Below are 11341 nucleotides of genomic sequence, written 5' to 3' on the forward strand. Positions count from 1 at the left end.
CGCGAGCAACGCCTCCGCCGCGTCGCCGTGGCGCGCGAGTTCGTCGGTCACCACCAGCGCGCCCGCGTTGATGAACGGGTTGCGCGGGATACCGTCCTCGTGTTCCAGCTGCACCAGCGAATTGAACGGGTCACCCGACGGTTCGCGGCCGACCCGCGCCCAGACGCCGTCACCGCGGGAAAGCGTCAAGGCGAGCGTGAACACTTTGGACATGCTCTGCACGGAAAACGGGTGCCGCCAGTCGCCGACGCCGTACAGGCCACCGTCCACATCGGCCACCGCCATGCCGAACCGCCGCGGCTCGACCCTGGCCAGCGCCGGGATGTAGTCGGCGACGGCGCCGCGGCCGACGTCGGGCGCGACGTCACCGGCGATCCGGTCCAGCAGCGCCGCGAGGTCCACCGCCGTAGCGTAGAAGGCGTCCGGTTCCGGCCGCGCGGCACCCCTGTCAAATCGAAACCGGGAAATATCGGGAAAATCGAGCGGTGATCTCCGGCACACCTTAAGTCTTCCTTAGTCCGCTTGGTGACTTGCCGCACAAGCTCTAGCGTCCGGAAACCATGGATTCCTCGCTCCTCACCGAAAAAGGTGAAAGCTACTCGAAAGCACTGGGCAACCGCCAAGTGCAGATGATCGCCATCGGCGGCGCGATCGGCGTCGGGCTCTTCCTCGGTGCCGGCGGCAAGCTCCACCAGGTCGGCCCGTCGCTGATCTTCTCCTACGCGATCTGCGGGGTCGCCGCGTACTTCGTGATGCGCGCGCTCGGCGAGCTCGTCCTGCACGAACCCAGCTCGGGCAGCTTCGTGACCTACGCGCGGAAGTTCATCGGCCCGTGGGCCGGGTTCGTCTCCGGCTGGATGTACTGGGTGAACTGGGCGATGACCGGCATCGCGGAGATCACCGCGGTGGCCATCTACGTGCACAAGTGGCTGCCGGACGTCCCGCAGTGGATCACCGCGCTGGTCGCGCTCGGCGTGCTGATCGCGGTGAACCTGCTTTCGGTGAAGCTGTTCGGGGAACTCGAGTTCTGGTTCTCGGTGGTCAAGGTGCTGGCCATCGTCGTCTTCCTGGTCACCGCGGTCGGCCTGGTGCTCACCAGCGCGGACATCGGCGGCACGACCGCCGGCCCGCACAACCTGACCGGCCACAGTGGACTCTTCCCGGCCGGCATCGGGATCGCGCTGATGACGCTGCAGGCGGTCATCTTCGCCTACTCGGCCATCGAGGTCGTCGGCATCGCGGCCGGCGAGACCAAGGACGCCCGCAAGGTCCTGCCGAAGGCGATCAACGGCGTGGTGTGGCGAATCGGCGTGTTCTACGTCGGTTCCGTGCTGATGCTGGCGATGCTGCTGCCCTGGCCGTTCTACAACGGCGACGAGAGCCCGTTCGTCACGGTGTTCTCGCGCCTGGGCATCCCGGGCATCGGCGACGTGATGAACGCCGTCGTGCTCACCGCGGCGCTGTCCAGCGTGAACTCGGGGCTCTACTCGACCGGCCGGATCCTGCGCTCGCTGGCCGAGAAGGGCGAGGCGCCGTCGTTCGTCAGCCGGATGAGCGGCCGCCACGTCCCGTACGGCGGCATCCTGTTCACGTCGGTCGCCTACCTGCTCGGCGTGGTGCTGAACTACCTGGTGCCCAAGGACGCGTTCGACATCGCCATCGCGATCGCCTCGCTCGGCGTGATCACGACGTGGGCGACGCTGGTCTTCTGCCAGATGCGCCTGCGCCAGGCGGCGCTGCGCGGCGAGCTGGAACGGCCGTCGTACCGGATGCCGCTGGCGCCGTACTCGGGCTGGGCGACGCTGGGGTTCCTGCTGCTGGTCGTGGTCCTGATGGGCTTCTCCGACGGCGCCGAGAAGGTCGCGTTCTATTCGATCCCGGTGCTGGCCGTGGTGCTCGCGGTGGGCTGGCGGTTCGTCTCGAAACGGCGCGAACGCACCCCGCTCGGGTAGCGGTCCGGCCGCGGGCGGGCATACTCGACGGGTGTCCACGAGCAGCACCGAACCTCGGCGGGTGACGATCCACGACGTCGCCCGCTCGGCCGGGGTCTCCCGGCAGACGGTGTCGCGGGCGCTGAACGACAAGGCCGAGATCGACGGCTCGACCAAGCAGCGCGTGCTCGACGCCGCCCGCGAGCTCGGGTACCGCCCCAGCCGCTTCGCCCGCGGCCTGGTCCGGCCGGACACCACCACGATCGGGCTGGTGGTGCCGGACCTGCTCAACCCCTTCTTCACCGAGGTCGCCTCCGGCGCGCTGGAGGCGGCCCGGGCCCGCGGCAGGCACGTCGTCGTCTACGACACCGCCGGCGACGCCGAGCAGGAGCTCGCCACGCTGCGGGTGATCGGCACCCAGGTGGACGCGGTGGTCGGCTACTTCAGCCGGTCCGACGAGGACCTCGACCGGTTCACCCCCGGCATCCCCGTCGTGCTGATCGGCCGGGAGCCGCGCGCCCCGCGGTTCAGCGGCATCGAGATCGACGGCGAGGACGGCGTCCGGGAAGCCGTCGCGCACCTGGTCGGGCGCGGGCACCGGCGGATCGGCATGCTCGACCACGACGGCCGCCCCGAGCCGAGCGTCCGCCAGCAGTGGTTCCGCCGGGCCGTCGCCGAGCACGGCATCGCGCTGGCGCCCGGGTGGATCGCGCGCGCTCCCCAGAGCGTCGACGGCGGGGGTGCCGCGCTCGCCACCCTGCTCGCCGCGCACCCCGACGTCACCGCCGTGTTCGCCTTCAACGACGTCATCGCGATCGGCGCCCTGCGCGAGGCCCGCCGGTTCGGCCTGCGCGTGCCCGCCGACCTCGCGGTGATCGGCTTCGACGGGCTCGCGCTCGGCACCCTCGTCGAGCCGGAGCTCTCCAGCGTCGCCCTCGACACCCGCGCGCTCGGCGCCCTCGCCGTCGAGCAGGCGTCCCGGCTCGTGACCGGTGCCGCGCCCCTCGAACCCGGCGAGCTGGTCGTCCGCGCGGCCCTCCACCTGCGCGAATCCGCCTGATCCCTTGACACGCCGACGCGGCGCCGCGCAGACTTCCGGGCAATCCGTGAACGTTCACGGGAACGCTCACGGCGCGGAAAGGACTCCATGTCGTACGTCGAAGACCCGGGCCCCGGCCACGGGTCGGTGCCCCCGCGCGCGGCCTTCACCTCCGACGCGCCGTCGCTGTCGCTGAACGGCACCTGGCGGTTCCGGCTCTCACCGAGTCTCGCGGCCGCCCCGGACCCGCTCGAAGCCGACGACTCCGGGTGGGACGACCTCCCGGTGCCGTCGCTGTGGCAGCTGCACGGCCACGGCGCGCCCGCGTACACGAACGTGCACTACCCGTTCCCGGTCGACCCGCCGCACGTCCCGTCGGACAACCCGACCGGCGACCACCGGCGGCGCTTCGACCTGCCGGACGGCTGGCCGTCCGGGCCGGCGGTGCTGCGGTTCGACGGCATCGACTCGTGCGGCCGGATCTGGCTCAACGGCACCGAGCTGGGCGTCACGAAGGGCAGCCGGCTGCCGTCGGAGTTCGAGGTCGGGCCGCTGCTGCGGCCCCGCGACAACGTCCTGGTCGTGCGCGTGCACCAGTGGTCGGCCGGCAGCTACCTCGAGGACCAGGACATGTGGTGGCTGTCCGGGATCTTCCGGTCGGTCACGCTCCTGTCCCGACCGGCGGGTGGCATCGGCGACTACTGGATCCGCGCGGACTACGACCACGTTTCCGGGCTGGGCACGCTCCGCGTCGAGACCGGCCCGGACGTCGTGCTGGACGTCCCGTCGCTGGGTATCGCCGGCCACCCGGCCGGGGACCCGCTGGAGCTGCCCGTCGAGCCGTGGACCGCCGAGACGCCCCGGCTGTACGAGGGCACGCTGTCCACCTCGGCCGAACGGGTGCCGGTGCGGATCGGCTTCCGGACGGTGTCCATCGAGGACGGTCAGCTCAAGGTCAACGGGCAGCGGCTGCTGCTGCGCGGGGTGAACCGCCACGAGCACGACCCCCGCACCGGGCGGGTGGTGTCCCCGGAGACGGCGCTGGCCGACGTCCTGCTGATGAAGCGGCACCACGTGAACGCCGTCCGGACCAGCCACTACCCGCCGGACCCCGCGTTCCTGGAGCTGTGCGACGAGTACGGCCTGTGGGTGATCGACGAGTGTGACCTGGAGACGCACGGCTTCGGGCCGCTGGACTGGGAGCGCAACCCGAGCGGCGAGCCGATGTGGACGGACGCCTACCTGGACCGGATGCGGCGCACGGTCGAACGGGACAAGAACCGGCCCAGCGTGATCCTGTGGTCGCTGGGCAACGAAAGCCACACCGGGGACAACCTGGCGCGGATGGCGGACTGGGTGCGCCACCGCGACCCGACGCGGCCGGTGCACTACGAGGGCGACCACGATTGCTCCTATGTGGACGTCCACAGCCGGATGTACGCGACACCGGAAGAAGTCGACCGGATCGGACGGCGTGAGGACGACAACGAGCGGCGCCGCGACCTGCCGTTCCTCCTCTGCGAGTACGCGCACGCGATGGGCAACGGGCCGGGCGGGCTGCTGGAGTACCGCGAGCTGTTCGAGCGGTACCCGAACTGCCAGGGCGGGTTCGTCTGGGAGTGGATCGACCACGGCCTGGCCGTCCCCGGCCACTTCGCGTACGGCGGGGACTTCGGCGAGCCGCTCCACGACGGCAACTTCGTCATCGACGGCCTCCTCTTCCCGGACCGGACGCCGTCGCCGGGGCTGACGGAGTTCGCGAAGATCATCGAGCCGGTGCGGATCGGCGCCGACCCGGTGGGGATCCGGGTGTCGAACCACTACGACTTCGGCTCGACCGGGCACGTGAGGTTCTCGTGGGTGCTCGAAGACGAAGGAATCGCCGTCGCACAAGGCGTTCTGGATGTCCCGGTCGTCCACTCCGGACAGAGCGTGGCCGTTCCGTTGCCGTCGTTGCCGCCGTGTGCCGGTGAGTCCTGGCTGACCGTTTCGGCGTCGCTGGCTTCGGCGACGGCGTGGGCGCCCGCCGGGCACGTCGTCGGCTGGGGCCAGCTGCCGGTGTCGGCGGCTCCCGCCCGTCCCGAGCCTCCGGTGCGCGGGCCCGTGTTCCGCACGGCGGGGCAGCTGATCCTCGGCACCGGCGAGTTCGACGCCGCGACAGGTGTCCTGACGGCACTCGGCGGGCACCCGGTCGACGGGCCGCAGCTCGACGTCTGGCGCGCGACCACCGACAACGACCGCGGTTCGTCGCCCGGACCGTCCGAGGCGTCACAGTGGCTCGCGGCAGGGCTGCACCGGATGCAGCACCGGGTCATCGCGGTCGACGCCGACGGCGACGAACTCGTGGTGCACACCCGGGTCGCCCCGCCGGCGCGGTCGTTCGGCCTGCTCGCGGACTACACGTGGACGGCCTTCGACGGCGGCCTCCGGCTGCGCGTCGACGTCACCCCGGACGGCCCGGTCCCGGCCACGCTCCCCCGGCTCGGCCTGGCGATGGCGATCCCGGGCACGTTCGGCTCGGCCGAGTGGTTCGGCGGCGGCCCCGGCGAGGCGTACCCGGACAGCCGCCAGGCGGTGCGGATCGGCCGGTTCTCCAGCAGCGTCGACGGCCTGCAGACGCCGTACGTCTTCCCGCAGGAGAACGGCAACCGCACGGCCGTGCGCTGGGCAGGGTTCACGGCCCCGGACGGCACGGGCATCCGCGTCGACGGCGACCCGACGTTCGACTTCACGGCCCGCCGCTGGACGTCGGCGGCGTTGGAGGAGGCGCGGCACACGGACGAGCTCGAGTCCGGGTCGCTGGTGCACCTGACGCTGGACGTGGCCCAGCACGGTCTCGGGACGGCGGCGTGCGGGCCCGGGGTGCTGGCTGCGTACCGGCTGGTGCCGGGGAAGACGTCGTTCGCGCTGACGCTGCGGCCCGTGGCGGGTGGTGTCGCAAATTGAGACCCCGGAACGCCCTCGGATGCGGTGTGGTTGGAGGATGTCCGCTTCCACGACGACCCCATCGAGCGCCCGGCGGCTGACCACCCCCGGTGCGCTGGGCCTGGCCGACCTCGTCGGGATCTTCGACGACCTGCAGTTCACGCTCGAGTGCTGCGACCGGCTGATGACGGAGTTCGCCCGCCCGCGGGTGGACGACGTGGTCGTCGAAGCGCTGTGGGTGTCGGCGCTCAACTCCTACGCCCGGTGCTTCCGGACCGGCGACCGCGGCATGGGCCTGACCGTGGCGGACGTCGAGGCCGCCGGGGTGCCGGGCGAGGTCGCCGAGTGGCACGCGCTGCTCGGCCGGCTCCGGGACTTCTCGCTCGACGGGCCGGTCAACCCGCGCGAGACCTACTCGGTGGGCGTCTCACAATCCCCGGCCGGCGCGGCCTCGGGAGTCGTCATCACGTCGGCGAGACGGCCGCTGGTGGACGACGTCACGGTCCGCCAGACCGGCCGGCTGGTCTTCGAACTGAGCCGGCTGGTGGACGAGCGGATCAAGGAACACCAGCGGAAGGTCTTCGAGGCGGCGGCCAAGCTGACGCCCGCCCAGCTGGCGGCGTTGCCCGCCATCGAGGTCGCGTCTCAATAAGTCTCATTAATGTGTCTCATTATTCGACGCCGGGCAGGTGCCGGTAGATCGTGGCGCGGGAGACGCCCAGCGCCGTCGCGATGTCGGACGGCGCGTGGCCCGCGTCGTAGAGCCGGCGGGCTGCTTCGATCGTCTCCGGGCTCATCACCGTCGGGCGGCCCCGGCGGGCGCGGGGCCGGTCTTCGGCCACGGCGTACAGCCGGTCGACGCCGTCGAGGACCGCGGCGCGCAGTTCGGCCACCGGGGCGTCGGCGAACAGCACCACCGGGTCGCTGAGCATCGCGATCGCCTGTGCCGCGCGGACGCGGCCGGCCAGGTCCGCGTCCGGGCCCGCCACCAGGCGGTTCGCCGTCAGCATGCCGTCGCGGAAGCGCTCGAACACCGCCGTCGACGCGGTCAGCCCGAGGTCGCGCAGGTTCATCCGCAGCAGGTAGCGGTGGCGGAGCCAGACGCCGAGGAGGCCTTCGATCGCCGCCGCGCGCGGGTCGGCCGCGTCCGCCGCCTTCGCCATCGCCGCTTCGAGGTCGTCCAGGAGCGGCTCGGCGAGCGCCGTGACGATGTCGGCCTTGCCCGGGAAGTGGTACAGCACCGCTGTTTTCGTGACGCCGACGCGTTCGGCCAGCTCCCGGACCGACGTCGCGTGGAAGCCGCGCTCGGAGAACTCCTCGAGCGCGGCGCGCAGGATCCGGGCGCGGGTGTCGTCGGTCATCGCCCGAGCCTAGCCGCTTGCCTGACCGTTGGACAGGAGCGTACGGTCATGACTGACCGTTGGTCAGGACCTAGACGGGGGTAACACCATGACCGAGCAGACCGTACTGATCTCCGGCGCGGGCGTCGCCGGGCCGACATTGGCGTACTGGCTGGCCCGCGCGGGCTTCCGGCCGACCGTGGTCGAGCGCGCCGCCGGGCTGCGCTCGAGCGGCAGCCCGGTCGACGTGCGCGGGCCGGCGTCCCGCGTCGCCGAGCGGATGGGCATCACCGCGAAACTGCGCGAAGCGAGCACCGACGCGACCGAACTGAAGTTCGTCGACGACGCGGGACGGCGCACCGGCCGCGTCGCGCTGGGTGGCGACGGCGGCATCGAGCTGCCCCGCACCGACCTCGCGGCGATCCTGCACGAAGCCGCCCGCGCGGACGCCGAGTTCGTCTTCCACGACTCGGTCACCGGGCTGCACCAGGACGGCGGCGTCGACGTGACGTTCGAGCGCGGTGCCGCGCGCCGCTTCGACCTGGTGATCGGCGCCGACGGCCTGCATTCGGCCGTGCGGCGGCTGGCGTTCGGTCCGGAGCACAGGTTCGTCCAGCACATGGGCGTCTACGTCGCGACGCTGCCGCTGGCCGAGGCGCCGGCGGACGCGACGTCGATCGTCATGTACAACTCGCCGGGCCGGGCGCTGGCGATCCACCCCTCGCGCGGGCGCGGCATCGCGGCGTTCATGTTCCGCGGGACTGCCGTGCCGGGGTTCGACCACCGCGACTCCGCGCTGCACAAGCGCATGCTCGCCGAGGCGTACGAGGGCGCGGGCTGGCGCGTGCCGGAACTGCTCGAGCGCGTGCGCGAGGCGGACGACCTGTACCTGGACTCGGTGAGCCGGGTGCGGCTGGACGGCTGGTCGTCGGGCCGCGTCGCGCTGGCCGGCGACGCGGCGTCGTGCGTGTCCCTCTTCGGCGACGGTTCGACGCTGGCGATGGCGGGCGCGTACACCCTCGCCGAGGAACTGGGCCGCACCCCGGGCGACCCGGCGTCGGCGTTCCGGCGGTACGAAAGCACGCACCGGAAGCTGGTGGAACCCAAGCAGCGCAACGTTTCCACCGCGGCGGCCCTACTGATCCCGGCGACCCGGAGCGGCCTCGCGGTCCGCAATTTCGGCACCCGGCTGCTCCCCCTGGTCACGGCCGCGCGACGGCTGGTCCCGGCCCGCGCCGCTTGACCCGTCCCGGTCAGCTGCGCAGCATCGGCGGGTACAACAGCTCGGCTTCTCCCCTCCGGTACAGCTGCGCCGGGCGGCCGCCGTCGCGGGTGGTCGTGCGGCCGGTCGGGGCCAGCAGGCCCGCGGTTCCCGTCACCTTGCGGTGGAAGTTCCGCGGGTCCAGCCGGGTGTCCCAGACCAGCTCGTACACCCGGCGCAGCTCGGCGACCGTGAACTCCGGCGCGCAGAACGCCGTGGCCAGCGGTGAGTACTCCAGCTTCGCCCGCGCGCGCTCGAGGCCGTCGGCCAGGATGCGGTCGTGGTCGAACGCCAGCCGCTCGGCCGCCAGCGAGCGCACCGGCGCCCAGCGGGCTTCGGCCGCGTCCGTGCCGGCCGACGGCACCGGCAGGTCCGGCGCCAAAGCCAGGTAGGCGATGGTGACGACCCGCATCCGCGGGTCCCGGCCCGGCGCCCCGTAGCCAGCCAGCTGTTCGATGTGGACGGACCCCGGCGCGAGCCCGGTTTCCTCCGCCAGCTCACGCCGCGCCGCGTCCGGGAGGTCTTCGTCCGCCCGGACGAACCCGCCCGGCAGCGCCCACTCCCCTGCGTACGGCTCGATCCCGCGGCGCACCACCAGCGCGCACAGCTCGTCCCTCAGGGTGAGCACGACGAGGTCCACGGTGACGGCGAACGGAGGGTGATCCATGCCACCACCCTACCCGTTAATCGTCATCTTGACGATTAACCCTCCCGCCCCATATCGTCACCTCGACGATAAGAGGAGGACCTCATGGCCGACATCGACCGCCGCTTCGGGTTCCGGCACCTGCGGGGCGCGCCCACCGTGCACATCCGCCACTTCCGCCGCGGCAAGCTCGCGCACGACGGCGTCGGGCTGTCGTTCTGGTACCGGCCGCTCACCGCGGTCGTGTCGGAGGTGCCGGTCGACGATCGGGAGCTGCCGCTGCTGTTCCACGCGCGCACCGCCGACTTCCAGGACGTCACCGTCCAGCTCGCGCTCACCTTCCGAATCGAGGACCCGGCGCTCGCCGCGCAGCGGATCGACTTCTCCATCGACCCGGACACCGGCCGCTGGCGGGGCGATCCCCTCGCCCAGATCAGCGGGCTGCTCACCGAGAACGTCCAGCAGTACGCCGTCGAGGTCCTGACGCGCACGTCGCTGGAGGTCGCGCTGGTCGACGGCGTCCAGGCGGTCCGCGACCGGATCCGCGCCGGGCTAGCCGACGAGGACACCCGGCTCGCGCAGACCGGCTCGGCGGTCGTCGACGTCCGCGTCGTCGCCATCCGCGCCGAGCCGGAGGTCGAGAAGGCACTGCAGACGACCGCGCGGGAAAAGGTGCAGCAGGAGGCCGACCGGGCGACCTACGAGCGGCGCGCCCTCGCCGTCGAACGCGAACGCGCGATCGGCGAGAACGAGCTGCAGAACCAGATCGAGCTGGCCCGGCGCGAGGAACAGCTGCTCGCCCAGCGCGGCGCGAACGCCCGGCGGCAGGCCGAGGAGGCCGCCGCGGCGAGCCGGATCGAGACCGAGGCGCAGGCGTCGCGCAAGGAACGCCTGACGCAGGTCGACGCCGAAGGCAAGCGGGCGCTCGGTGAGGCCGAGGCGGCCGGCGAGGCCGCGCGGCTGGCGGCGTACCGCGATCTGCCCGAAGGCGTGCTCACCGGGCTGGCGCTCAAGGAACTGGCCGGGAACCTGCCGAAGATCGACAGCCTCACGGTGACCCCGGACCTGCTCGCCCCGCTGCTGACCAAGCTCGGCGTGCGGTCGTGAGCCTCGCCCCGCGCGTCGTGCTCGTGCACCGGCGCACCGAACTGGACGAGCTGGTGGCCCGGCACGGCACGCGCGGCCAGGCGGAGTTCTTCCTGCGCACGCGCGGCCGTGACCTCGCCGAGGTGACCGAAGCGGACGCCGCCCTGCGCGCCGCGCTCAAGACGGCGTCGGCGGCGATCCCGCTCGATTGGCGCCGCGGCGAGGTCGAACGCGCCGACCTCGACCGGTTCCTGTTCACGCCGGAGGACATCGTCGTCGTGGTCGGCCAGGACGGCCTGATCGCCAACGTGGCCAAGTACCTCGACGGGCAGCCGGTGATCGGCGTGACGCCGGCGCGGCCCGGCGTCCTCGTCAAGCATCCGCCGCACGCGGTCGCGGACCTCGTGCGGAGCACCGGGGACGTCGAGCACCGGACGATGGCCGAGCTCACCGCGGACGACGGCCAGCGGCTGCTCGCGCTCAACGAGATCTACCTCGGGCACGCCGGGCACCAGACGGCCCGCTACCGGCTGGGGGTCGGTGGCGGGCCGCTGGAACGCCAGGCGTCGTCGGGGATCCTCGTCGGGACGGGCACCGGGGCGACCGGCTGGTGCGGCTCGGTGTGGCGCGAACGCCGCAGCGGGCTGCGCCTGCCCGGCCCCGGCGAGGCCCGGCTGGTCTGGTTCGTGCGCGAAGCCTGGCCGTCGCCGTCGACCGGGACCGAGCACACCGAAGGCGAGCTGACCGGGACGCCGCTGACGGTCGAGGTCGAGTCCGACCGCCTGGTCGCGTTCGGCGACGGCCTCGAAGCCGACACGGTCGCCCTCACCCGCGGCCAGACCGCCACGTTCGTCCCGGCCGCGAAGACCGTCCACTTGGTCCGGTGAACACCTGCGACACGATGCGGCAAAGCCGTCACATCCGCGGGCCTCTACCGGCAGAATGATCTCCTCCCCGAGAGAGCGCAGGTGGCCGGGATGACGTGGGTGGTGTGGGTGCTCGCCGCGGTGGTGATCGCCGTCGCCGGGTTCGGGGCGGTCGCCGTGCCCCGGTGGCGGGAGCGCGACGAGCGCCGGCGGGTCGCCTGGTCGGCCGCGCGCGCGGCGATCGACA

At 72.5% G+C, this 11341-nt stretch carries 11 protein-coding genes; 8 read left to right on the forward strand and 3 right to left on the reverse strand.

Features of this window, described 5'->3' with window-relative positions:
- Window positions 1-402: glutaminase (locus G3I65_RS54330; protein ID WP_309236111.1), on the reverse strand; the 402-nt coding region annotated here is incomplete at its 3' end.
- Between the two features lie 158 nt (window positions 403-560).
- Here G3I65_RS54330 and G3I65_RS54335 point away from each other — a divergent pair.
- The 4 genes from G3I65_RS54335 (at window position 561) to G3I65_RS54350 (ending at window position 6547) form a co-directional block, all read left to right on the forward strand.
- Window positions 561-1952, forward strand: coding sequence for an amino acid permease (locus G3I65_RS54335; RefSeq protein WP_160704253.1), 1392 nt, complete (start codon window positions 561-563; stop codon window positions 1950-1952).
- A gap of 31 nt (window positions 1953-1983) precedes the next feature.
- Window positions 1984-2991 (forward strand): LacI family DNA-binding transcriptional regulator, encoded by a 1008-nt coding sequence (locus tag G3I65_RS54340; protein ID WP_309236112.1) that lies wholly within the window; start codon window positions 1984-1986, stop codon window positions 2989-2991.
- 87 nt (window positions 2992-3078) lie between these two features.
- The gene (locus G3I65_RS54345; protein WP_160704255.1) at window positions 3079-5916 is read left to right on the forward strand and encodes a glycoside hydrolase family 2 TIM barrel-domain containing protein; all 2838 of its coding nucleotides are present in this window, start codon (window positions 3079-3081) and stop codon (window positions 5914-5916) included.
- Between the two features lie 37 nt (window positions 5917-5953).
- Entirely contained in the window at window positions 5954-6547 is a 594-nt protein-coding gene (locus G3I65_RS54350) for a hypothetical protein (RefSeq protein WP_160704257.1), read from the forward strand.
- Between the two features lie 19 nt (window positions 6548-6566).
- On the opposite strand, the gene G3I65_RS54355 is transcribed toward G3I65_RS54350, so the two are convergent.
- Window positions 6567-7256, reverse strand: coding sequence for a TetR family transcriptional regulator (locus G3I65_RS54355; RefSeq protein WP_160704259.1), 690 nt, complete (start codon window positions 7254-7256; stop codon window positions 6567-6569).
- An 88-nt stretch (window positions 7257-7344) separates the two neighbouring features.
- Here G3I65_RS54355 and G3I65_RS54360 point away from each other — a divergent pair, with 88 nt between their 5' ends.
- The gene (locus tag G3I65_RS54360; protein WP_160704261.1) at window positions 7345-8478 is read left to right on the forward strand and encodes an FAD-dependent monooxygenase; all 1134 of its coding nucleotides are present in this window, start codon (window positions 7345-7347) and stop codon (window positions 8476-8478) included.
- 10 nt (window positions 8479-8488) lie between these two features.
- Here G3I65_RS54360 and G3I65_RS54365 read toward each other — a convergent pair whose 3' ends face one another.
- The gene (locus G3I65_RS54365) at window positions 8489-9163 is read right to left on the reverse strand and encodes an NUDIX domain-containing protein (protein ID WP_160704263.1); all 675 of its coding nucleotides are present in this window, start codon (window positions 9161-9163) and stop codon (window positions 8489-8491) included.
- Between the two features lie 84 nt (window positions 9164-9247).
- On the opposite strand from G3I65_RS54365, the gene G3I65_RS54370 reads away from it, so the two are divergent.
- From G3I65_RS54370 to G3I65_RS59220, 3 genes are all read left to right on the forward strand, one after another.
- Window positions 9248-10249, forward strand: coding sequence for an SPFH domain-containing protein (locus G3I65_RS54370; RefSeq protein ID WP_125316569.1), 1002 nt, complete (start codon window positions 9248-9250; stop codon window positions 10247-10249).
- On the forward strand, window positions 10246-11115 hold the full coding sequence (locus G3I65_RS54375; protein ID WP_160704265.1) for an NAD(+)/NADH kinase: 870 nt from the start codon (window positions 10246-10248) through the stop codon (window positions 11113-11115). Before G3I65_RS54370 ends, G3I65_RS54375 begins: the two co-directional genes overlap by 4 nt.
- Window positions 11116-11205: 90 nt before the next feature.
- Window positions 11206-11341, forward strand: a 136-nt coding sequence (locus G3I65_RS59220) for a DUF6403 family protein (protein ID WP_375336793.1), incomplete at its 3' end; no start/stop codon positions are given.

Source organism: Amycolatopsis sp. SID8362 (assembly GCF_010550475.1).
GTDB lineage: Bacteria > Actinomycetota > Actinomycetes > Mycobacteriales > Pseudonocardiaceae > Amycolatopsis > Amycolatopsis eburnea.

Bases quoted from the DNA above. Each gene is read 5' to 3' on its own strand.
- G3I65_RS54335 (WP_160704253.1), top strand. From the start codon at position 561: ATGGATTCCTCGCTCCTCACCGAAAAAGGTGAAAGCTACTCGAAAGCA.
- G3I65_RS54365 (WP_160704263.1), bottom strand. From the start codon at position 9,163: ATGGATCACCCTCCGTTCGCCGTCACCGTGGACCTCGTCGTGCTCACC.
- G3I65_RS54355 (WP_160704259.1), bottom strand. From the start codon at position 7,256: ATGACCGACGACACCCGCGCCCGGATCCTGCGCGCCGCGCTCGAGGAG.
- G3I65_RS54370 (WP_125316569.1), top strand. From the start codon at position 9,248: ATGGCCGACATCGACCGCCGCTTCGGGTTCCGGCACCTGCGGGGCGCG.
- G3I65_RS54360 (WP_160704261.1), top strand. From the start codon at position 7,345: ATGACCGAGCAGACCGTACTGATCTCCGGCGCGGGCGTCGCCGGGCCG.
- G3I65_RS54345 (WP_160704255.1), top strand. From the start codon at position 3,079: ATGTCGTACGTCGAAGACCCGGGCCCCGGCCACGGGTCGGTGCCCCCG.
- G3I65_RS54350 (WP_160704257.1), top strand. From the start codon at position 5,954: ATGTCCGCTTCCACGACGACCCCATCGAGCGCCCGGCGGCTGACCACC.